Source organism: Enterococcus sp. AZ128 (assembly GCF_051714485.1).
Lineage (GTDB): Bacteria > Bacillota > Bacilli > Lactobacillales > Enterococcaceae > Enterococcus_A.
The window spans coordinates 2,120,976-2,142,494 of the sequence record NZ_JBIORZ010000001.1; the positions used below are offsets into that span (position 1 = coordinate 2,120,976).

20 protein-coding genes and 1 other annotated feature are annotated in these 21,519 nt (G+C 39.1%); of the genes, 3 read left to right on the top strand and 17 right to left on the bottom strand.

Translation table 11 applies throughout. The features are described from left to right. The 9 genes from rnr to IGI38_RS10485 all read right to left on the bottom strand — a co-directional run bounded on the left by rnr (window position 1) and on the right by IGI38_RS10485 (window position 8,867). Window positions 1–2,373, bottom strand: coding sequence for a ribonuclease R (gene rnr, locus IGI38_RS10445; RefSeq protein ID WP_438729567.1), 2,373 nt, complete (start codon window positions 2,371–2,373; stop codon window positions 1–3). Beyond that, window positions 2,354–3,121 (bottom strand): alpha/beta hydrolase, encoded by a 768-nt coding sequence (locus tag IGI38_RS10450; RefSeq protein WP_438729570.1) that lies wholly within the window; start codon window positions 3,119–3,121, stop codon window positions 2,354–2,356. Before IGI38_RS10450 ends, rnr begins: the two co-directional genes overlap by 20 nt. Window positions 3,122–3,333: 212 nt before the next feature. Further along, window positions 3,334–3,570 (bottom strand): preprotein translocase subunit SecG, encoded by a 237-nt coding sequence (secG, locus tag IGI38_RS10455; protein WP_071857487.1) that lies wholly within the window; start codon window positions 3,568–3,570, stop codon window positions 3,334–3,336. An 80-nt stretch (window positions 3,571–3,650) separates the two neighbouring features. Further along, window positions 3,651–3,926, bottom strand: coding sequence for a GNAT family N-acetyltransferase (locus IGI38_RS10460; protein WP_438729574.1), 276 nt, complete (start codon window positions 3,924–3,926; stop codon window positions 3,651–3,653). Window positions 3,927–3,966: 40 nt separating this feature from the next. Further along, a complete protein-coding gene (locus IGI38_RS10465; protein WP_438729577.1) occupies window positions 3,967–4,233 on the bottom strand; it encodes a (4Fe-4S)-binding protein in 267 nt (88 codons plus the stop codon). Window positions 4,234–4,299: 66 nt separating this feature from the next. Next, window positions 4,300–4,635 carry a hypothetical protein gene (locus IGI38_RS10470; protein ID WP_438729580.1) on the bottom strand — a complete coding sequence of 112 codons (336 nt, stop codon included), beginning with the start codon at window positions 4,633–4,635 and terminating at the stop codon, window positions 4,300–4,302. After that, a complete protein-coding gene (locus IGI38_RS10475) occupies window positions 4,622–5,134 on the bottom strand; it encodes a gamma carbonic anhydrase family protein (RefSeq protein WP_438729583.1) in 513 nt (170 codons plus the stop codon). The genes IGI38_RS10470 and IGI38_RS10475 overlap by 14 nt, the downstream gene beginning before the upstream one ends. Before the next feature lie 245 nt (window positions 5,135–5,379). Beyond that, complete coding sequence (locus IGI38_RS10480; RefSeq protein WP_438729586.1) at window positions 5,380–7,140, bottom strand: ABC transporter ATP-binding protein; 1,761 nt, start codon at window positions 7,138–7,140, stop codon at window positions 5,380–5,382. Beyond that, window positions 7,137–8,867, bottom strand: a complete 1,731-nt coding sequence (locus tag IGI38_RS10485; RefSeq protein ID WP_438729588.1) for an ABC transporter ATP-binding protein — start codon at window positions 8,865–8,867, stop codon at window positions 7,137–7,139. Before IGI38_RS10485 ends, IGI38_RS10480 begins: the two co-directional genes overlap by 4 nt. A gap of 359 nt (window positions 8,868–9,226) precedes the next feature. On the opposite strand from IGI38_RS10485, the gene IGI38_RS10490 reads away from it, so the two are divergent. The 3 genes from IGI38_RS10490 (at window position 9,227) to IGI38_RS10500 (ending at window position 11,865) form a co-directional block, all read left to right on the top strand. After that, window positions 9,227–9,439, top strand: a complete 213-nt coding sequence (locus IGI38_RS10490) for a DNA-directed RNA polymerase subunit epsilon (protein WP_010746765.1) — start codon at window positions 9,227–9,229, stop codon at window positions 9,437–9,439. Between the two features lies 1 nt (window position 9,440). Then, complete coding sequence (gene rnjA, locus IGI38_RS10495) at window positions 9,441–11,117, top strand: ribonuclease J1 (protein WP_438729592.1); 1,677 nt, start codon at window positions 9,441–9,443, stop codon at window positions 11,115–11,117. Between the two features lie 244 nt (window positions 11,118–11,361). Beyond that, window positions 11,362–11,865 carry a TetR/AcrR family transcriptional regulator gene (locus IGI38_RS10500; RefSeq protein WP_438729595.1) on the top strand — a complete coding sequence of 168 codons (504 nt, stop codon included), beginning with the start codon at window positions 11,362–11,364 and terminating at the stop codon, window positions 11,863–11,865. A 119-nt stretch (window positions 11,866–11,984) separates the two neighbouring features. Here the strand turns inward: IGI38_RS10500 and IGI38_RS10505 are convergent, their stop codons facing one another. The 8 genes from IGI38_RS10505 to IGI38_RS10540 all read right to left on the bottom strand — a co-directional run bounded on the left by IGI38_RS10505 (window position 11,985) and on the right by IGI38_RS10540 (window position 21,489). After that, window positions 11,985–12,185 carry a cold-shock protein gene (locus IGI38_RS10505; protein WP_010781607.1) on the bottom strand — a complete coding sequence of 67 codons (201 nt, stop codon included), beginning with the start codon at window positions 12,183–12,185 and terminating at the stop codon, window positions 11,985–11,987. A gap of 151 nt (window positions 12,186–12,336) precedes the next feature. Continuing rightward, window positions 12,337–13,026 carry a RadC family protein gene (gene radC, locus IGI38_RS10510; RefSeq protein WP_438729598.1) on the bottom strand — a complete coding sequence of 230 codons (690 nt, stop codon included), beginning with the start codon at window positions 13,024–13,026 and terminating at the stop codon, window positions 12,337–12,339. A gap of 48 nt (window positions 13,027–13,074) precedes the next feature. Next, complete coding sequence (locus IGI38_RS10515; RefSeq protein WP_438729601.1) at window positions 13,075–13,734, bottom strand: HAD family hydrolase; 660 nt, start codon at window positions 13,732–13,734, stop codon at window positions 13,075–13,077. Then, window positions 13,721–15,049 (bottom strand): bifunctional folylpolyglutamate synthase/dihydrofolate synthase, encoded by a 1,329-nt coding sequence (locus IGI38_RS10520; protein WP_438729604.1) that lies wholly within the window; start codon window positions 15,047–15,049, stop codon window positions 13,721–13,723. Before IGI38_RS10520 ends, IGI38_RS10515 begins: the two co-directional genes overlap by 14 nt. 154 nt (window positions 15,050–15,203) lie before the next feature. Further along, a complete protein-coding gene (locus IGI38_RS10525; RefSeq protein WP_438729607.1) occupies window positions 15,204–17,843 on the bottom strand; it encodes a valine--tRNA ligase in 2,640 nt (879 codons plus the stop codon). 178 nt (window positions 17,844–18,021) lie between these two features. Further along, window positions 18,022–18,235 (bottom strand) — a binding site (T-box leader). A gap of 33 nt (window positions 18,236–18,268) precedes the next feature. Beyond that, window positions 18,269–18,904, bottom strand: coding sequence for a redox-sensing transcriptional repressor Rex (locus IGI38_RS10530; protein ID WP_438729610.1), 636 nt, complete (start codon window positions 18,902–18,904; stop codon window positions 18,269–18,271). Between the two features lie 201 nt (window positions 18,905–19,105). Continuing rightward, window positions 19,106–20,314 (bottom strand): tRNA uracil 4-sulfurtransferase ThiI, encoded by a 1,209-nt coding sequence (thiI, locus tag IGI38_RS10535; RefSeq protein WP_438729613.1) that lies wholly within the window; start codon window positions 20,312–20,314, stop codon window positions 19,106–19,108. 32 nt (window positions 20,315–20,346) lie between these two features. Beyond that, window positions 20,347–21,489, bottom strand: coding sequence for a cysteine desulfurase family protein (locus IGI38_RS10540; RefSeq protein WP_438729616.1), 1,143 nt, complete (start codon window positions 21,487–21,489; stop codon window positions 20,347–20,349). Window positions 21,490–21,519 lie beyond the last annotated feature (30 nt).

Sequence of the window (21,519 nt, forward strand, 5' to 3'; positions counted from 1 at the left end):
CTACCCCTTCTTTCTACCTGATTTTTTCTTTTTAGCTACTGATTTATAGAAAGGTTTCTTTCCTTTTTTATTTTTTCTATCTTTTTCTTTTTTGGTACGATCAGTAGTTTTACCTGAATGCTTTTCAGAATTATTATTCCTTCGTTCTCCAGTCGGTTTTCTTCTTTGATCGCGACGATTGTTTTTTGGCAGATCTAAAGAAGGTATTTCTTCTGCCTCTAGAAGTTCGAAATCAATCTCCCGAGTTTGCGGATCAGACTTCGTGACTTTTACTCGAACTTTTTGACCGATTTTAAATGTTTGTCGTGTACGTTCCCCTACTAACGCTAATTGGTTTTCAACAAAGTGGAAATAGTCTTGCTTCAATTCATTCAGGTGAATCATTCCTTCTACTGTATTCGGTAGTTCGATAAAAATCCCGAACTTCGTCACAGAACTGATAATGCCATCAAACTCTTCGCCGAGTTTTTCTTGCATATATTCAGCCTTTTTCATACTATCGACTTCTCGCTCAGCTTCCACAGATCGGCGTTCCATTTTCGAACTATGATCAGCGATATCAGGTAAAGCTTCTGCCCATTTTTCTTTTGCGGCATCACTTTGATCTTGACTATATGTCCTAATCAAGCGGTGAACGATCAAATCAGGATAACGACGAATTGGCGAAGTGAAATGTGTATAATATTCCGCAGCCAATCCATAGTGCCCATAATTATCTTCCGAATAGCGTGCCTGCTGCATACTGCGTAATAGCATCGTATTGATTACCGCTGCTTCTGGCTTATCTTCTACATCATGTATCACTTGCTGTAAATCTTTCGGAGTAATCGTATTCTTAGTCCCTTTCACTAAAATACCCAATGCTGCTGCAAAGTCGAAGAATCGTTGCATTTTTTCTTCCTTTGGCTGTTCATGGATTCGATAGATGAATGGCAATTTTAGACGATTAAAATGTTCAGCAACTGTTTCATTTGCTGCTAACATAAAAGATTCAATCAGCCGCTCTCCAACACCACGTTCACGCAATTCAATATCAATAGGGTGTCCTTCAGTATCAACAATAATTTTTGCTTCACGGTCTTCAAAATTAATTGCACCACGACGACTGCGACGAGTTTCAAGGATTTGGTGAAGTTCTTTCATCAAGTGGAACATCGGCACCAAATCATTGTATCGTTCGATTGTTTGTGTATCGTCTTCCTCCAAAATCGCATTAACCGCTGAGTAAGTCATCCGTTCACTCGTTTGAATAACACTTTGAAAAATTTCGTGATGTAGAATCGACCCGCTAAGATCAATTTCCATTTCACAACTCATTGTTAAACGAGGTACTTGCGGATTCAAAGAACATATCCCATTAGACAAGCGCTGGGGAATCATAGGAATCACACGATCTGTCAAATAGACACTCGTTCCTCGTTCAAAAGCTTCTTTATCTAATATGCTATCTTCAGTTACATAGTAGGAAACATCCGCAATGTGGACACCTAAGAAATAATTTCCATTTTCTAGTTTGCGCACAGTCACCGCATCATCCAAATCCTTAGCATCAGCACCATCGATTGTAACGATTTGTTGATTACGCAAATCACGACGGTCAACCAAATCAGATTCCACAATTTTATCAGGCACTTGTTCAGATGCAGTCTGCACTTCATCCGGAAATTGTGTAGGAATCCCTTGCGCGATCACAATCGATAAAATATCCATACCCGGATCGTTCTTATGGCCTATAACTTTAGTAATCATCCCTTCCAAACTAGTAGCATACCCTTTTTCTGGATAATGAGTGATCTCAGCGATGACAATACTCCCATCAACAGGTTGAATTCCCTCTGCCGCAATAAAAACTTTAAATTGCGCACTTTTCTTATCCTTCGGAGTCACATAACCAAACAAATCAGACTCTGCAATCTCATCCACATCAAAGGCAGTAAACTCACCAACGATTTGCTGAATTTTTCGTTCCTTAATAGAAACAACTTGACCTTCAGCACCGCGGTCAGAAAAAAGATCTGCATTTTTTTGGATATCAATCATGACAATGTCGCCATCCATCGCGAAATTTGTCGCATCTTTGGGAATAAAGACGTCAGGCTCTTCAGCATCAATCGTCACAAAACCAAATCCGCGTTCGTTTCGACGGAAGACACCTTCAACTTCAATCGGTTGAAAAGGCAATTTGATTCGGCCTTTTTTGTTAAATTCTAATGCTTTTTCTCTTTCTAATTGCGCTACAGCTTTAACTAATACTTTAAAATCTTCACTTTTACGCATGTCTAATAATTCTGCCAATTCTTCCATTGAAAGACTTTTTTTGTTGGCTGCTTTCAACCCAGCCAGTATTTCTGTTTTAATTGTTTTTCTCTCCATTATCTTCTCTCCAGCCAAGACCAGCTAAAAAATCTGCCACGTCTTGTTCTAATTGTCTTCTTTCAGGTCCCACAGTAATCACATGTCCACTTTTAGGATACCATTTCAAGGTAAAGGTAGTCTGCTTCAACCGTTCTGCCGTTCGAAAGACTCCTTCAGCTTCGATCATTTCATCTTGACCTGCCTGAGCCATAAAAAACGGGCAAGTGATTTTCGCCAAGTGGTCATTCGCAATGCGTGCCTGCTCTTCGATCGTTCCTAATTGACGCTCAACTAACGGTCGGTAATTCTCAATTTTTTCCTTCGTCGTTTTTACACCATTTCGTTCTAGTACTTGTTGCGCATATAATAGGAAGTTTTTAGTCACATTGGTTTTGACAGGTGCAACAGGAGAACAGAAAAAACCACCGGCAATAAAAGAATTTGCTGGCATAGCACTTAATAAACGTGTTGCAAAAATTCCGCCCATTGAAAGACCGAAAACAGCAATCTCTTGGTACCCTTTGGATCTTAAAAATTCTACACCTTGTTGACTATCTTGCCACCAACGTTCAGAAGTCTCCTGTAAAATATCCAAAGGATCTGATGTTCCATGCCCTGTATACAGAGGAACATAAACTGTATAATTCAATTTCTCTAAAAAACGCGCCAACATTCGTACATCATTTGGGCTGCCAGAATAGGCATGTAGAAGTAGAACTGCTCGTTTCCCATGAGGTAAAAACAACGAATCAGGTGTTTGGACCATTTTCTTCACTCCTCGTATATCATTCTATTGGACTCATTGTGCATTAAAAATCCTCTTTAAGGATTATAACTTTTTATTAGCTTCATATGCAGACTAATTATTAATTTGATTATAATAGGGTCAATAGAATTACCATCCTTGTTCTACCTTAAAGTGTACTTGATTTAGTGCAAATACAAAATAAAAAAGACCTCTCAATTGAGAGGTCGGTTTTATTTGCTTGATAAAAACATTAATACGAAGAGCAAAATCATCCAAACCGCACCTAGAACAGCGGTTGATCTTTGCATCACAGCTTCAAAGCCGCGTGCCTTTTGCTTTCCGAACAATTGATCTGCACCACCAGTAAAAGCACTTGCAGCACTATTTTGTTTGCTAGGTTGCATCATAATCGTGATGACGATGATTACCGACAAAACTAAGATAACGCCCAAAATAAAATTATACAAAAGATGATCCTCCTTATTTCCAAACTACCTCATTTTTACTTTAGCACAATTGAAGTCGTTTGACTAGAGAAGTCATAAACTTATTTTCTTAAAACATCTGCATATTCTGATTTTTCTTCGAACTCTTTTTTAGCAAACGGACATAAAGGAATGATCTTTTTGCCTTCATTTCGGGCTTTTTCTACCCCAGCAGCAACTAGTTTTTCCGCTAATCCTTGACCTCTATAGGTTGGGTCAACAAACGTATGATCAATAATCATGATTTCTGAACCAGCATTTGACCAAGTCATTTCTCCGGCTTCTTCGTTTTCATCGTTCAATAAGACAAAACGTTCTTTTTCTTCTTTAATTTCCATAATGATTCCCCTTAATCTGAATTATTCATTAAGCAGTTAACTACTTTTTGACGACGTATTTCAAAGCGCCACTTGGACATGTATCTACAACATAGCTAGCACTTTCAACACTACCGTTATCCGGAATGATCCACGGTCTGCGTCCTACCTCAAAAATTTCTGGATTTCCTCGGACACAATTCCCAATATGTGCACAAATATCTTTATTGTAATAAATGTCGATGCCCTCTCCATGATATTGGCGATACCCTCGGTCCAATAATTCTTTCTCGTTTAGTGGCTCCTGATCAAATTTGTTCCCGTCCATTTTTCATCACTTCCTTTAAGTAAGATTATAATGGGATCTATAAAAAAATTACACTAAAGCGTCTTATTATGCTAAGAGTTCAATGAGAGTCTGCATCGCTTGGTGCGCATCACTCTGATCCGGAAATGCTAATACAAATAGCCGACCCCCAACAGTTTCTATAACTAATTCAAAGACTCCAGCCTGTTGTCTAATTGAAAAAGGTCTTAAACTATCCGTTGTGTAATAGACATTTCGTGGTGTTTTTGTTAATTCATCCTCTTCCAAAACGTGAAGTCCGCGATTAGAAAAGATCAAAAAATGTTCTGTTATATCTTCGTAAATAGCCAATTGATTTAATCCTTCATCAGGAAATAATGCTCTTAGCTGTGCCTGCAATAATAAAAAGCTAGTTTCCCTCATGTGCAGCTCCCTTTAGATGGAGCGAAGAGATCTCATTCTTTAAATAGGCTTGTCCTAATTCATAATAATGTTCCGCATTCCCTCGATTTTTTTCAATTTCTTTTTGAGTCAATTGACGGATCACCCGCGCTGGTGATCCAAAAGCTAACGAGTTTGCCGGAATGATGGTTCCTTCTGTCACTAGCGATCCAGCCCCGATTAAACTATTTTCCCCGATAACTGCATGATTCAAAATCGTCGCTCCCATTCCAATCAAGGCCCCGGAATGTACAGTACAACCGTGGATGATGCAAGCATGTCCAATGGTCACATAATCCTCAATAACCGTTGGTGCGTCATGATCAACGTGTACGATTGTCCCATCTTGCACATTGCTCATTTTCCCAATGGAGATTGTATTGCTATCTCCTCGCAAAACACTTTGAAACCAAACGGTTGCCCCCGTTCCTAACCTCACATCTCCATAAACATCTGCGCTATCGGCAATAAAATTTGACATTTTCTTCCCTCCAAAACCAGTAGTCTTTTTTATAATTTGCTCAATTTCTTTCCAAGTAAGTATAGCATTTATCTTCCGTTTCTTCCTTAATTGCCTGGTCTGTCTTCATTAGGTTCATTCTGCAAAACACACTGAAATTACTTATCTTGATTGTATATTTGTTATCATAGATAGCCTTTTCACTCTGTCGATATAAAATATAGGTATAGAAAAAAAGGAGCACTTATCAGCGCTCCTCTAAAAAATTATTCTGCTTCTTCCATGAACTGACTATTGTAAAGCTGCTCATAGAAGCCGCCTTGTATTAGCAATTCATTATGTGTACCATGTTCAATAATTTGACCATCGCGCATCACTAAAATATGATCTGCATCTCGAATAGTTGATAGTCTGTGAGCAATTACAAAGCTCGTTCGCCCTTCCATCACACGATCCATTGCTTTTTGGATCAATCCTTCTAAACGAGTATCTACTGAACTAGTTGCCTCGTCTAAAATCAAGATTTTAGGATCAGAAATAATCGCCCGAGCAATCGTCAACAGCTGTTTCTGTCCGAGAGAAACATTATTTCCCTCAGAGTTGATTTCCATCTCATAACCACCTGGCATTGTTCGAATGAAATGGTCCACATTAGCTGTTTTTGCGGCATCAACAACTTCGTAATCAGTTGCTTCTAAACGACCGAATCGGATATTATCCCCGATTGTCCCTTCGTACAGCCATGCATCCTGTAAAACCATACCGAATAATGAACGAACATCAGAACGGTTCATTTCTTGTGTGTTCACACCATCGATCAAAATTTTACCGCTGTCGATATCATAAAAACGCATTAATAAATTGATCAATGTCGTTTTACCAGCACCTGTCGGACCAACGATTGCCACTGTTTCTCCCGCCTTAACTTCAAAGCTCAAGTCTTCAATCAGCGGTTTCTTCGGATCATAGCTGAATTTCACATGATCAAAAATCACATTTCCTTGCACGGGTTCTGATAGCGATAAATCCTGCTCGTTTAGTTCTTCTTCAGGTTCATCTAAAATTTCAAAAACACGTTTTGCAGAAGCAGAAGCACTTTGAATCATAGAAGATAATTGAGTGATCTCTCCCATCGGCTGGCTGACCTGCCAAATATATTGAATGAAGGCTTGCAATTGTCCGACTAAGATCACACCGTGGATTACGTTCCAACTTCCTAATATCGCCATCGCAATATAAGTCGCATAAGCTGTCAATTGAACAAGTGGCTGCATCAAACTTGAAACAAAAGCAGCCCGAAAACCAAATCGACGTAATTTATGATTGACTTCGCTAAACCCCGCTAAGGTTTCTTGTTCACGCCCGTACAATTTCAAAACACTGAATCCAGTCATATTTTCTTGTACGAAGCCGTTCAGATCTCCAAGTGAATTTTGCATTCCTTGAAAGTCCTTCTGTGAGACCTGAACAATTTTTCTGGATATGACGATTGACAAGGGAATCATAATCATTGATATGACCGCCATCATAGGATTGATGTAAAACATCATTGCAACTGCTAGTAAAATTCCTAAAACGGCATTTATTGATTTTATAATCGCCTGCTGCATCGCATTGCTAACGGCATCAACATCGTTAGTTACTCGTGATAAAATATTTCCTTGCTGGTTTCGGTCAAAATAAGATACTGGCAAACGATTAATCTTTGCTTCGATATCTTCCCGCAGATCCCGCATCGCGGATTGGACAACATTTGCCATCATCCAGCCCGTTCCTAACTGTGTACCACAATAGGCTATACCAACGATCACAATCACGACTAGCCATTTGAAAACATAATCAAAATTGATCGAATCGCCTTGTGCGATATTTTTGCTGACCTCCGTTGTAGGCAACCCAGTTAAATAAGGCATCCATGTTCCTAAAATCAATGTCCCGATAGCTAATACTAAAACAAGAATAAATGTTTTTCTATAAGGATTGATGTAATGCATCAATCGTTTTAAAGAAGAAGTGTATTTTCTCATGCCAATTCCTCCTTCGTTAACTGTGATGCGGCTATGTCATAATAAATCGGGCAAGTTTCTAACAACTCCCGATGTGTACCAATCCCCACGACATCCCCTTCATTCAATACAATGATCTTGTCTGCATGCATGATCGTTCCAACTCGTTGAGCAACAATCAAAACAGCTGATTCAGTCGTTTCTTTTTTTAAACGAGCCCGCAGTTTTGCATCAGTCTGATAATCCAACGCTGAGAAGCTGTCATCAAAGATATATATTTCTGGACGACGAATCACTGCCCGCGCAATTGCTAAACGTTGTTTTTGCCCGCCTGAAAAATTACTGCCGCCTTCCGATAATTCTTCTTGATACTCATCAGGTTTTTGTGAAATAAATTCCGCAGCTTGAGCAATTTCAGCAGCCTGTTCCATTTCTTCTTGAGTCGCATCCTTTTTCCCATAACGTAAATTATCTTCAATCGTCCCTGTGAATAATTGTGCTTTTTGTGGAATATAACCGATTTTTTTGCGCAAATCCTTTAAGCGATAATCTCGTACATCTTGTCCATCGACCAAGACTTGTCCTTCTGTCACATCATAGAAGCGCGGGATTAATTGAATCAGGGTCGACTTTCCTGAACCTGTACTGCCAATAAATGCAACAGTCTCTCCTGGTTTTGCTGTGAAACTAACATTTCTGATCACAGGACTTTCTGCATGCCCTGGGTAAGCAAAAGTCACATCTCGAAACTCTAATGAACTTTTTTCTGTTGGCTCCGCAATTTTTTCAGGGTTGTCTTTGATCAGCGGATCCATGTCAAAAATTTCTTGAATTCGCTGTGCTGAAACATTCGCTCGAGGATACATCATGAATACTGTCGCAAAAAGCATGAATGAAAACAGTGCATGAAAAATGTACTCGATAAAAGCAATCAAGGTCCCAACCGCCAATGCTCCGTGACTAATCTGGACTGTTCCATTCCAAATAATTAGGACCATCACAATATTAAATAAGAAGAAAAATCCGGGCTGAGCAACTGCCATCAAATGAAATAAGCTTTTAGAGCTATTTGTATACGCGTCATTGACTAGGCGAAAACGCATCTCCTCAAATTTTTCGTTTACAAAAGCACGAATCACTCGTAAGCCCGAAAGATTTTCTCTTAAGATACCATTAATATCATCCAAATTATTTTGTTGCTTCGTTGATAGTGGCTCTGAATACTTTGCAATTAAGATAACCGCCAATAATAAAATCGGCAACGACAGCAAAACATATATACCCAGACCCGGACTTGTCCGCATAATCAAATATAGGCTCATTCCAAACATCATCGGAGTCATAAAACCAGTGGTTAAAATATTTTGCATGAATAACATAATTTGATAAGCATCATTCGTCGCTCTAGTAATCAAAGATGGCACACCAATTTGTTCGTACTCTGAATGAGAAAAAGTCTGAACTTTCTCAAAAAGATCATCACGAATAGCTGCAACCATTCTAGAGGTAATCTGAGAACTGAAATAACGTAAGGAGATGCTCATAATTATACCGACTACCGTAATCGCAATCATTATAATCCCCATCTTCTGTACATAATTAAAATCGTTATTTCCAATCCCCTTATCGATCATCATGGCTAAAATCGTCGGCAACCCCAACTCAATCAAGATAAATCCGAAAACACTGATGAAATCAAACAATAATAGCTTTTTGTAGCGCAAGGTATACCGCAACATCAACTTCATTTTTTCTCGCCTCTCTCTATACCGTAATGACTCCAATATAGCATAAATAAAACGTTTCTGTCTGCCTAGTAATCTAGTTTTCTATTTTTGTTTTTCAGACTTTCTGAAATTTTCTAAGGTTTCCTCATTTCACTTCCTAGTTTCTATACTTCTTATTTATTCTGTGATAAACTACAAGTAATTGTTGTAAGAACAACCCAATGAACGGTGAAATTGTTTTTTCAAGCAGGAAGCAAAGACGAGGCTTCTTCTCAGCGCATTAGCACAAGCTAATCGTTGAGCATAAAAAAATAGGTGGCGGACGCCCCTCATTTTGTCGTGGAAAAAATTGCTATTATGCAAATAAAGGAGATAGATTCATGATTTATAAAGTTTATTATCAAGAAACCAAAGAGCGCAACCCAAAACGTGAGCAAACACAGTCATTGTATGTGGAAGCCGAAAACGAAGAAATGGTTCACAACTTATTACGCGAGAACACCCCATATAACGTGGAATACATCCAACTTTTAGAAGGCAATCATTTGGAATACGAAAAAGAAAATGCCGACTTCAAGTTAATGGAGTTCTAACATGAAACTTTCGCTAAAAAACAATGAAACTGGTGTCTTTGCCATTGGTGGATTGGGCGAAATCGGAAAAAATATGTATGGGGTTCAATTCCAAGATGAGATCATCATCATTGATGCTGGAATAAAATTTCCAGAAGATGATCTATTAGGAATTGATTATGTCATTCCCGATTTTAGCTACGTTGTCCAAAATATCAATAAGGTAAAAGCACTCGTCATCACACATGGTCACGAAGATCATATCGGTGGTGTCCCTTATCTATTGAAACAAGCCAATATTCCGATTTATGCTGGGGCATTAGCTTTGGCATTGATTAAAAACAAATTGGATGAGCACGGATTATTACGTGACGCAGAATTACACGAGATCGATGAAGACTCTGTAATTCGTTTCCGTAAAACATCGGTCAGCTTTTTCCGGACAACTCACAGTATTCCAGATCCATTGGGAGTTGTCGTTAAAACACCTTCTGGCAACATCGTGGAAACTGGAGATTTCAAGTTTGACTTTACTCCAGTTGGTCAACCAGCTAACTTGCACCGTATGGCTAAGCTTGGTGAGGAAGGCGTATTGTGCTTACTTTCTGATAGTACCAATGCAGAAGTACCGACTTTTACAAAATCAGAGCAAACGATCGGGCAATCGATCTTGCGGATCGTGGAAAAAGTCGAAGGACGGATTATTTTCGCAACCTTTGCCTCTAATATTTCTCGACTTCAGCAGGCTGCTTCTGCAGCTGTCGCAACTGGACGAAAAATCGCAGTATTTGGCCGAAGTATGGAAAACGCGATCGTTAATGGACAAAAGTTAGGGTATATTACTGTCCCAGATGGTACATTCGTTGATGCTCACGAAATCAATAACTTGCCAGCAAACGAATTGATGATTTTATGTACGGGGTCTCAAGGAGAGCCCATGGCGGCTCTTTCCAGAATTGCGAATGGCACACATCGCCAGATACAAATTCAACCAGATGATACTGTGATTTTCTCAAGTTCACCGATTCCTGGAAATACGACTAGCGTCAATCATTTAATCAACTTGCTTTCCGAGGCAGGTGCCGAAGTTATTCATGGAAAAGTTAACAACATTCATACTTCTGGTCACGGCAGCCAGCAAGAACAAAAACTGATGTTGCGCTTAATGAATCCAAAATATTTTGTTCCAATCCATGGTGAGTTCCGTATGTTAAAAATACATACTGGTCTGGCTCAAGATACAGGTGTTCCAGAAGAAAATTGTTTCATTATGGAAAATGGTGACATGCTTGCATTAACCGCTGATAGTGCTCGTCGCGCTGGTCACTTCAATGCTAGTGATGTTTATGTTGACGGAAGCGGGATCGGAGACATCGGTAATGTCGTTTTACGAGACCGTCGAATTCTTTCCGAAGAAGGATTAGTACTCGCTGTTGCTACAGTGGATATTGATAAAAAAGAAATTTTAGCTGGTCCAGACATCCTTTCGCGTGGATTTGTTTACATGAGAGAATCTGGCGAGATGATCAATGAAGGTCAGCGGATCTTATTCCATGCATTACGTGAAGCATTGAATGAAGCCGGTTGTACTGAAGCCAAACTAAAAAATGCTATGGTAGCAGCGTTGCAGCCTTTCCTATTTGATCAAACGGAACGCCATCCAATGATTCTACCAATGATTATGACACCCGACATCTAGCAAAAACATCTATCTGATTTCCAGATAGATGTTTTTTTATTTTTCTGCGATACTTAAATTTTTCTATTTCATTCAGAAAAATCAGCATTTTTTTGCAAAAAAAGATACTATTTTCCTGAAATTACCAAAAAACCGATTGACAAATAACTGGATTATTTGCACAATGAAAGATAGTTATCAAGAGCCAATAACTGTCACTAGTTATTTTAAAATTTCTTGAATTTAAAATAAAGGAAGATAAACTATGGTAAGAACACAACGCGTGCAACGCAGCCACATCGTTGATGGCGCCTATCAATTGATCATCAATGAAGGGTTCAAAAAATTTCATGCTCGTAATATCGCAAAACACATCGCCTGCTCAACGCAGCCAATCTATCGTGAATTTGCCAACTTAGCCGAGTTGAAATCGGTTTTGACCAAGCGCATCATAGTAAAATACCGAGACTTTTTAGAAGACCAAGAACCAAAAACATTGCAAGCTCTATCGACAGCTATCATGAACTATGCAACCGACTATCCAGATGAATTTCATCGTTTTTTCTTGCAAGATTCTGATACGATTCAATTAATCAAGCAAGTAACTAAAGAGTTCTTCGCCACGATTCGACCTGAAGAGAATACATCCTTCTTTTTTGATTTTTTCTGGCAATACTGCATCGGTAAAGCCGCATTAGCAGTCAATAATGATAATCATATCGATAATTTAGAAGAGGATCAGTTCTTCCAATTTTCTTTAGAAAATTAGAGCAACTATGTCTGCTAAAATCTAATTGATTTTAGCAGACATAGTGATGCCCCTTATTAAAGCAGTTATACAAATGTACAAAAAAAGCCTTAGAGATTTTTCTCTAAGGCTTTGTCGTTTTATTGCTTATTAACGTTAGCTGCTTGAGGTCCGCGATCGCTTTCTTCAACATCGAAAGTAACTGCTTGTCCTTCTTCTAATGTTTTAAAACCGTCGCCTTGGATAGCTGAGAAATGTACGAATACATCGCTGCCATCTTCACGAGTGATGAAGCCAAAACCTTTTTCTGCGTTAAACCATTTTACTGTTCCGTTTTCCATGAATAAAATCCTCCTCGTGCCTAAGCACTTATTGATTGTAACATTGCTGGCCGACGAAAAGGGAAACATCTGTATACCAACTCGCAACTCAAACAAAATTACAATAATAGTTTAACACTGGTTTTATCTTAGGCGCAAGGGTTTTCAATCGCTACTTTAAGTAATTTTCTTCACGTAAACTGAAATATTTGGTTTCACCAACAATTATATGGTCTAATAATTCAATTCCCATCATCGCTCCACACTCTCTAACACGTTCAGTAAAATCCAAATCATTTTGAGATGGCATGGGATTTCCCGAAGGATGATTATGCCCTAATGCAACTCGCGCTGCACTAATTCGTACTGCTTCGCGAAAAATCTCCCGTGGATGAGCAATGCTTTGATTCAAAGAACCTATAAAAATCGTTTTCTGCAGAATAATTTCATTTTTAGTATTCAAGAAAAAAGCGACTAAATGTTCCTGCTGACAATCTTTTAATTCAGTAATTAGGAGTTGGCCCAAAGAAAGGCTTGATTGGATTCTGCCCATTTTTGGCTGTAGGGCACGATTGATTCTATAGCCAAATTCCATCATCGCTTTCAGCTCGATCGCGCGTGTTTCACCAATGCCTTTAAATTGTTGAAGCTCCTGCAGTGTAGTATGTTTCAAATCATAGAGTGCTGGATACTCCCGTAAAATACTTCCCGCCAAATCCATAACATTTTGCTGACGTGAACCATTTCGCAGGATAATAGCCAGCAGCTCTTGATCAGATAAATGTTTTTCTCCTTCTCTTAACAAACGCTCTCGCGGCCATGAACTTTCTGGCAGTTCTTGTAATAATAAACTCTTTTCCATAAAAACTCCTTTACCTACTTTTCATTAAAGTACGCAAAGGAGTGTTTATTATTCCTCTAAAAAGTCAATTACGTCATGTAAAGTTGGGAATACAGCTTCTGTTTTTTCCTTCAGCTCATCAGTTGGCGCTAAAATATCTGGTACCATCACCACTGGAACTCCCGCACCTTCTGCAGCTAATATTCCATTCTTTGAATCCTCTAATACAAGAGCATCTGCTCCACTGATACCAAGTCGATCAGCAGCGATCACAAAAATCTCTGGATCAGGTTTAGCAAATTTCACGTCTTCTGCCGAAATAATATCAGAAAACTTATCCCGAATTCCCGCATGCTCTAATAGAATCTCAATAACAGGCCGTACATTACTAGATGCCAGGACACGCGGAATTTCTTTTTCTTCCAAATAAGCCAACAGCTCATGCACACCAGGTTTCAAATCTACTTCACCAGTTTTGAAACGATTATGTGCCATCCCCCAGCTTTCGTCGATGAATTTTTGTACAATCTCTTTACCATGATCCGCATACATTTTATGCAGTTCACCCCATACTTCTTCATCCGAGATGCCGATAAAACGTGCATATGTTTCTTCGGTAAAAGGAAGATCATACTTATCAGCTGCTATTAAATTCGCCTCACAATAAATTGACTCCGTATCAAACAACAATCCATCCATGTCGAAAATAATTCCCTTAACTTTTTTCATTCGTTCCTCCTAAGTTTAATAATAATTGACGTACTTCTGAAACGAAGTACAGTGATCCTGTAATTAGCAGTAAATCATCCGTCCCCATATCTTCTAACAATTCGCCTAATCCAAATTGCCATAATGAAACGACTTCGAAACGACTATCTAATTTATCAAAACGGCTGAGATCCAATGCTTGGGGATACTCGAAGGTCGTAAGATAAATACGCGCATTAGGAATATCTAAGAGCAGCGTCAGCATTTGATCTATATCCTTTGTTTCTAATGCCGAAAAAAGGATTTTTATATTGTAATCATGGAATTCACGTTTCACATTTTCTACTAAACGTTTGATGGCATGACCATTATGCGCACCGTCCATTATAATCAATGGTTCCTCACTGATTTTTTCCATCCGAGCAGGCCATTGAGCTTTCGCCAAGCCTTTTTGGATCGTCTTTTCTTCAAAAGGCAAGCCCTGTTGTTCACAGTAAAGATGGAACAGTTCTATTGCAACCCCGGCATTCTCTACTTGATGACGTCCAAGCAATGGGGCTTTAAGTGAAGAAAACTTCCCTGCATAATCAGTGAAATTAAATAACTCGCCCCATGTTGCATCGGGGCGCAAATAATCCACCTGATACTCTTCTCCGTAACGATAGATTTTTGCTGTTTCAATCACTGCTTTTTCCACAATTTCGATCAATGGGCCTTTAGAGATTCTTCCTGTAACCACTGGTGTATTTTTTTTGATGATCCCTGCTTTTTGCTGAGCAATTTCATTTAGAGTATCACCCAAGACTTCCATATGATCATAGCCAATAGTAGTGATTGCGGTTAAAATTGGTTCCACAACATTTGTCGAATCAAGTAATCCGCCTAAACCAACTTCAACAACAGCAACATCAACTTTTTCTGCAGCGAAATAATCTAGCATAATAGCTGTTAAAATTTCAAATTCAGTAATACCGCTGATCGTCGGTTCTTGATCTAGCATTGCAACTATTGGCTGATACTTCTTCACATAATGAATCAATGCAGTATCAGGGATTGATTTTGAATCAATCGCAATCCGCTCATTGAACTCTTCAATATAAGGTGAAGTAAAGCTGCCTACTGTTACTCCGGCTTCCATCAAAATACTGCGTAGATAAGCAACCGTTGACCCTTTCCCATTCGTCCCAGCAATGTGAATCACCGGCACTTTTTTCTCAGGGTTATTTACTTTATTCAATAACGCTTGGATACGATCTAAACCTGGGCGCGACCCAAATTTTTTCCGACTGTGAATCCAAGCAATCGCTTCTTCTATCGTCAAAATAACTCGCCTCATTTATATCTTTTTTTTCATGTTTCTAGTATAGCAAAGTTTATCAAAGAAAGATTGCTATACACAGATGAATTCTTTCTAAAACGAGTAAATTTTAAAAAGAATTCGAAAAAAAATAGGTGCGGCCTTAATCAGGCTGCACCTATTTTTTCATTTTTTAAGAAATAGTTCGCAGGTTTTCAATACGTTCCTGTACTGCTGCTTGTTTTTCTAAATAGTCTTTTTCTTTCGCGCGCTCTTCAGCGACTACGTTTTCAGGCGCATTCGCTACGAAACGTTCGTTGGCTAATTTTCCTTGAACGCGTTTTACTTCACCGCTCCATTTGGCTAATTCTTTTTCTAACCGCTTGATTTCTTCTTCAATATTAATCAAACCAGCTAACGGAAGATAGATTTCCGCACCAGTCAGTACAGCTGACATTGCCAAATCAGGGGCAACGATATCACTTGCAATCACCAATTCTTCTGGATTACAGAAGCGTTCGATGTAACTGGTATTTTCAATCAAGAATTCATCCACTTTGGAATCACTGGTTTTAATTAGTAAGGTGATTGGTTTTGAAAGCGGGGTATTCACTTCAGCTCGGATATTTCGAACAGAACGAATCAACTCTTTCAAGACTTCCATCCCTTTTGCAGCCGTTTCATCATTATTTTCAGGACGAATGACTGGATAATCAGCAACAACTAAAGATTCACCACTATGAGGGATCTTCGCCCAAATTTCCTCCGTCACAAACGGCATGATTGGGTGTAACAAACGCAACGTTTGATCTAATACGTGGACTAAGATACTCTTAGTTGTTTGTTGCGCGCCTTCATCTTCTCCATAAAGAATCTCTTTACTCATTTCAATGTACCAATCACAAAAATCATCCCACATGAAGTTATATAATTGGCGACCAGCTTCACCAAATTCAAATTGATCAAACAGACTGGTCACTTTTTCAATCGTTTCATTTAGTCGGGTTAATATCCAACGATCTGCTACGGTTTTATCACCTGAAAAATCAATATCATCAGCTGTAAAATCTTCAACGTTCATGATTACGAAACGAGAAGCATTCCAAATTTTATTAATAAAGTTCCATGCAGCATCCATTTTTTCATAGCTGAAACGAACATCTTGACCAGGTGCTGAACCAGTTGATAGGAACCAGCGCAGCGCATCAGCACCATATTTTTCGATGACATCCATTGGATCAATTCCATTTCCCAGTGATTTGCTCATCTTACGGCCCTGCTCATCACGAATCAAACCGTGGATCAAAACATTTTTAAATGGACGTTCATCAGTAAATTCCAAACTTTGGAAAATCATCCGACTAACCCAGAAGAAAATGATGTCGTATCCTGTTACTAAGGTGCTTGTTGGAAAATAGCGTTTGTAGTCTTCACTTTCTTCATCCGGCCAGCCCATCGTAGAAAACGGCCATAATGCAGAACTGAACCATGTATCCAGTACATCTGGATCTTGCTCCCAATTTTCACTATCCGCTGGAGCTTCCATTCCAACGTACATTTCACCAGTTTCTTTATGATACCAAGCAGGAATACGATGCCCCCACCACAATTGACGAGAGATTACCCAATCATGAACATTTCCCATCCATGTCATAAAGGTATTATCAAAACGAGAAGGGAAAAATTCTACCGCGTTATCAGTACTTTGGTTTTTAACTGCTTGATCAGCTAGTGGTTTCATCTTAACAAACCACTGTGTGGACAAACGAGGTTCAACTACAACGCCTGTTCTTTCCGAATGCCCAACACTGTGAACCATTTTTTCAACGTTGATCAAGCGGCCGATTTCTTTTAAGTCGGCAACGATTGCTTTACGTGCTTCGAAACGATCCATCCCCGCGTATTTACCAGCAAGTTCATTCATGCTGCCATCCGCATTCATTACGTTCACACGTGGTAAGTCATGACGATTACCAACTTCGAAGTCATTGGGATCATGCGCCGGCGTAATCTTCACCGCACCCGTTCCAAATTCACGATCAACATAACTGTCGGCAATAATTGGAATCTCTTTATCAACCAATGGCAAGATCGCCATTTTACCAATCAAATCCTGATAGCGTTCATCATCAGGATGCACAGCAATCGCTGTATCTCCCAACATTGTTTCCGGACGAGTCGTCGCAATTTCCAATACACCGCTGCCATCAGCTAACGGGTAAGATACGTGATAGAAGGCCCCTTCTAAATCTTTATGGATTACTTCAATATCTGATAGAGCTGTTTTAGCTTGCGGATCCCAATTGATGATATATTCACCGCGATAAATCAGGTCTTTTTCATATAAAGATACGAATACCCTGCGAACAGCGTCAGACAGACCATCATCTAGTGTAAAACGTTCTCGCCCATAATCAAGTGATAAACCCAGTTTCGCCCATTGTTCACGAATATGCCCAGCATATTCATCTTTCCATTCCCAAACTTGATCGACGAATTTTTCACGCCCAAGATCATAACGAGAAATCCCTTGTTCTCTTAATTTTTCTTCAACCTTTGCTTGAGTGGCGATTCCCGCATGATCCATTCCTGGCAGCCATAAAGTATCAAAGCCCTGCATTCTTTTTTGTCGGATAATCATGTCTTGCAATGTCGTATCCCATGCATGACCTAAGTGTAATTTGCCAGTTACATTTGGTGGCGGAATCACAATAGAATAAGGTTTTGCTTGTTTATCTTCTGACGGCTTGAATAAATCTTGGTCTAACCATTTTTGGTAACGACCAGCTTCAACTTCTTGCGGATTAAATTTTGTTGGTAAATTTTCAGTCATATAAGTTCCTCCTAAATAGTTATTGTTTTATGTCAGTTAGTTCAGAATTGATGAGAACTTCTCAAAAAATTTTTTCTATCTTCATACAATTATTTTGTTAAATAGCACGAGTAATAATTTCTGATTTTCTGCATCATACACTGAAATCTAACAAAAAAAGTCCCAGAACACAGTTGTGTTCTAGGACGTAAATTACGCGGTACCACCTAAATTGCAGAAAATTTATCTGCCGCTCATTCATGTCATAACGGTCATGCACCGTGCATCTCTAATTAGTTTAGATCGCAAAACTCCCAAGCTACCTTCTATGAGTCAAAGTAAAGATGTTTCAGCCATGCATCTTCTCTCTAAAACTTCGCTTCTCATATACTCCTCTTGATCATCGTCTGAATCATTCTACAATGAAGTCAGAAACTTGTAAAGTCCTACTGTCCATCAAAGTAGATTAATGTCTGTAATTCTGAAGTCAAATCAATATAATGCACATGAACATTATCCGGTACTTTCAACGGATCTGGAGCAAAATTTAAAATCGCAGTAATTCCATTAGCAACCACTTGATCGATCGCTCCTTGAGCATTTTGACTTGGAACCGTTGAGATAGCAACAGTAATTTTTTCTTTCGACAAAACATCATTCATTTCATCAATCGAATGTACTTGATAGCCACAAATTTCTCTTCCGACTTTTTCAGGATCGTTATCAAAAGCACAAACAATGTTTAAATTTTCATTTCGACGAAAATTATTATTTAGAAGAGCTTGTCCTAAATTACCACAGCCAATCAATGCAATTCGTTTCTCATCCTTTGTCTCTAACATATCGCTAAAAACCTTGATCAAATCAGTAACATCATAGCCATAACCGCTTCTACCTAATTCTCCAAAATGAGAGAAGTCACGACGAATCGTTGCGGATCCGACTTGGGTCATTTTACTCAATTCAGACGATTTAACGCGAGTAACGCCATTTCTTTCCAATCCTTTTAAACAACGCAAATACAAAGACAGCCTTTTGGTTGTTGCTTTTGATAGTTGTGGTTTTTGAATTATCCGTTCCATGGTCGTTCTCCTTGTTCGTTTTTATTGCTTATCTGACAATAATCATTTCGCTCTCACGTTCATACACTATTTAAAACAGCAGAACAGGTCAAACGATCTTTGTTAATTTCTTCACATAAATAATTCTAACATGTCTCAAAAGCAATAACAATCTTTTGCCAAAAAAAGAGCAAGAAAGTGTTCTTCCCTGCTCAAAAATTATTATAAAAAATCTGCAAATTCTTCGTCTTTTTCTGCTTGGGCAGGAATAATTTCTTCCGTCTTCAATCCTGCTAAACAACGAGCGATTAAGCCATCGATATCAAAACGTTCTTCCAATTCTAAAACCTTATCCAATTTTGGACGCGTTTTTGGTTGAGGAGGAGCAAAAATAGTACAGCAATCTTCAAACGGCTGAATTGCTAATTCAAAAGTATCGATTTTTTCCGCTAATTCGATAATTTCGGTTTTATCCATTGTCACGACTGGACGAATAATTGGTGTAGTCGTTACTTCATTAATAGCGACCATGCTGTGTAACGTTTGTGATGCTACTTGTCCCAGTGATTCTCCATTGATAATCACTAAACCGTAGCGCATCTCACGGATTGCATCCGTTATTCGCAACATCATCCGACGTGTCAGTGTCATCCAATACCCTTGTGGACTGTGTTTTTTGATCTCTTCTTGAATTTCTGTAAATGGTACTTCTGTGAACTGAATACCTCCAACATATGGGGTTAACTTTCCAGTTAAATCCTTCGCTTTTTGCAATGCTTGCTCACTGGTATACGGCGGGCTAGCAAAATGTACCGCTTCAATTTCAACTCCGCGTTTCATAGCTAAGTAACCAGCAACAGGAGAATCAATCCCGCCAGACAACATCAGCATCCCGCGACCGCTAGTACCTACCGGCAATCCGCCCGCACCTTTGATCGTCTCGTAAGAAAGATACGCACTATCACGACGAATCTCCACCCGCAAATTGATATCTGGTCGTTTCATTTGCGCTTTGATTTCTGGAAAAACATCTATCACTGCATCACCTAAGAATTGTTGCAAGCCATGACTATCTAATTCAAAGTTATGATCACTACGTTTTGCAGTGATTTTAAAAGTTTCTTTCCCCGTATAGATCTCTTCCATAATCTGTTGTGTCATTTGTTTTAGAGCATCCAAATTTTTTTCAACTCGAATACTAGGCGAAAAGTTTTGAATACCGAAGACTTTTTCTAACCTAGGTATCACTAATCGGCTATCTTCACCATTTAGTAAGATATGCATCCGATCTCGATCTGCATGGATCTTCAGGTTCGGAAATTTCACCAATGCACCACGTACATTCTGTGCTAGTCGCATGATGAAGCTTCGACGATTCTTACCTTTTGTTGATAACTCCCCATAACGCACCATAATTTCAGTATATTGCACGATCATTCTCCTTATATGCTATTTCATTCTCTTTAGTTAATCTTCGAAAATTTTTCATACAGATGATTAAACACCACCATAAATTGTTCTGCTTCAGCCACTGTATTGGCCTCATCTAAACTTACACGTACTGCCGTTGTTGCAATATCATGCGGTATACGCATTGCATGTAATGTTGAACTGTCAACCTTTTTACGACTAGAACAAGCACTCGTAGTTGAAACAAATATCTGTTTTTCTTCCAATGCATGAACCAAAACTTCTCCGCGAACTCCTTTGATTCCAAAAGTTAAAATGTGGGGCGCAAAATTATGGTCTCCTGAAAAAATCGTCACCTTATCATAACTAGCTAGAGCCTCTTTCAAATATTGACGAATAACAGCTGTATGGTTTGGGCGCTCCGTTCTTTCCTCAAGATGCATTCGTAAAGCACGACTCATGGCTACGATAGCAGGAAGATTTTCCGTTGTTGCACGTTGTCCGCTTTCTTGTCCACCGCCATTTAATAATGGTGCTAGTTTTCTCCCGGCTTTCCAATAAATAAATCCGACACCTCGTGGTCCATGAAATTTATGAGCAGAAAAAGTCGCAAAATCAACTCGCGGTGTTAACCACTTTGTTTGATCAACTTTTCCGACCGCTTGTACAGCATCCACATGAAAATGGATTGTTGGGTATTTTTCCAAAGCGCTGCTGATAGCCTCAATTGGTTGGATTGCGCCCACTTCATTATTGACTCCCATAACAGAAACCAAAATTGTTTCAGGTCGAATCAACTCAGTAAATTTATCTAATTGTAAAAAACCATTTTTATCAACAGGAGCAATACTTACTTCATATCCCAGTTCTCTTAATTGACCTGCTGTACGACTAACGGCCGGGTGTTCTACACTAGAAATAATGATATGGTTTCCATATTCTCGCTTAGCAATTGCTGTGCCCTTTATTACCCAATTATCACCTTCTGTGCCTCCGCTAGTGAAATAAATTTCATTGCTTTGAACGTTCAGAAATTCAGCGATCTGTTTGCGCGCTTGTTGCAGCAATCGGTTCGCTTGAGTACCCAATCCATGCAAACTGGAAGGGTTCCCCATGATGCGCTGACTCGTTTTTACATATGTATCAAGTGCTGACGGATAAATTGCGGTTGTCGCACTATTATCAAAATAAATCATTCTATGACCTTCCTTCAAAAATTCTTTCCT

Bases quoted from the DNA above. Each gene is read 5' to 3' on its own strand.
- rnr (WP_438729567.1), bottom strand. From the start codon at position 2,373: ATGGAGAGAAAAACAATTAAAACAGAAATACTGGCTGGGTTGAAAGCA.
- IGI38_RS10450 (WP_438729570.1), bottom strand. From the start codon at position 3,121: ATGGTCCAAACACCTGATTCGTTGTTTTTACCTCATGGGAAACGAGCA.
- IGI38_RS10460 (WP_438729574.1), bottom strand. From the start codon at position 3,926: ATGGAAATTAAAGAAGAAAAAGAACGTTTTGTCTTATTGAACGATGAA.
- IGI38_RS10465 (WP_438729577.1), bottom strand. From the start codon at position 4,233: ATGGACGGGAACAAATTTGATCAGGAGCCACTAAACGAGAAAGAATTA.
- IGI38_RS10470 (WP_438729580.1), bottom strand. From the start codon at position 4,635: ATGAGGGAAACTAGCTTTTTATTATTGCAGGCACAGCTAAGAGCATTA.
- IGI38_RS10475 (WP_438729583.1), bottom strand. From the start codon at position 5,134: ATGTCAAATTTTATTGCCGATAGCGCAGATGTTTATGGAGATGTGAGG.
- IGI38_RS10480 (WP_438729586.1), bottom strand. From the start codon at position 7,140: ATGAGAAAATACACTTCTTCTTTAAAACGATTGATGCATTACATCAAT.
- IGI38_RS10485 (WP_438729588.1), bottom strand. From the start codon at position 8,867: ATGAAGTTGATGTTGCGGTATACCTTGCGCTACAAAAAGCTATTATTG.
- IGI38_RS10490 (WP_010746765.1), top strand. From the start codon at position 9,227: ATGATTTATAAAGTTTATTATCAAGAAACCAAAGAGCGCAACCCAAAA.
- rnjA (WP_438729592.1), top strand. From the start codon at position 9,441: ATGAAACTTTCGCTAAAAAACAATGAAACTGGTGTCTTTGCCATTGGT.
- IGI38_RS10500 (WP_438729595.1), top strand. From the start codon at position 11,362: ATGGTAAGAACACAACGCGTGCAACGCAGCCACATCGTTGATGGCGCC.
- IGI38_RS10505 (WP_010781607.1), bottom strand. From the start codon at position 12,185: ATGGAAAACGGAACAGTAAAATGGTTTAACGCAGAAAAAGGTTTTGGC.
- radC (WP_438729598.1), bottom strand. From the start codon at position 13,026: ATGGAAAAGAGTTTATTATTACAAGAACTGCCAGAAAGTTCATGGCCG.
- IGI38_RS10515 (WP_438729601.1), bottom strand. From the start codon at position 13,734: ATGAAAAAAGTTAAGGGAATTATTTTCGACATGGATGGATTGTTGTTT.
- IGI38_RS10520 (WP_438729604.1), bottom strand. From the start codon at position 15,049: ATGAGGCGAGTTATTTTGACGATAGAAGAAGCGATTGCTTGGATTCAC.
- IGI38_RS10525 (WP_438729607.1), bottom strand. From the start codon at position 17,843: ATGACTGAAAATTTACCAACAAAATTTAATCCGCAAGAAGTTGAAGCT.
- IGI38_RS10530 (WP_438729610.1), bottom strand. From the start codon at position 18,904: ATGGAACGGATAATTCAAAAACCACAACTATCAAAAGCAACAACCAAA.
- IGI38_RS10540 (WP_438729616.1), bottom strand. From the start codon at position 21,489: ATGATTTATTTTGATAATAGTGCGACAACCGCAATTTATCCGTCAGCA.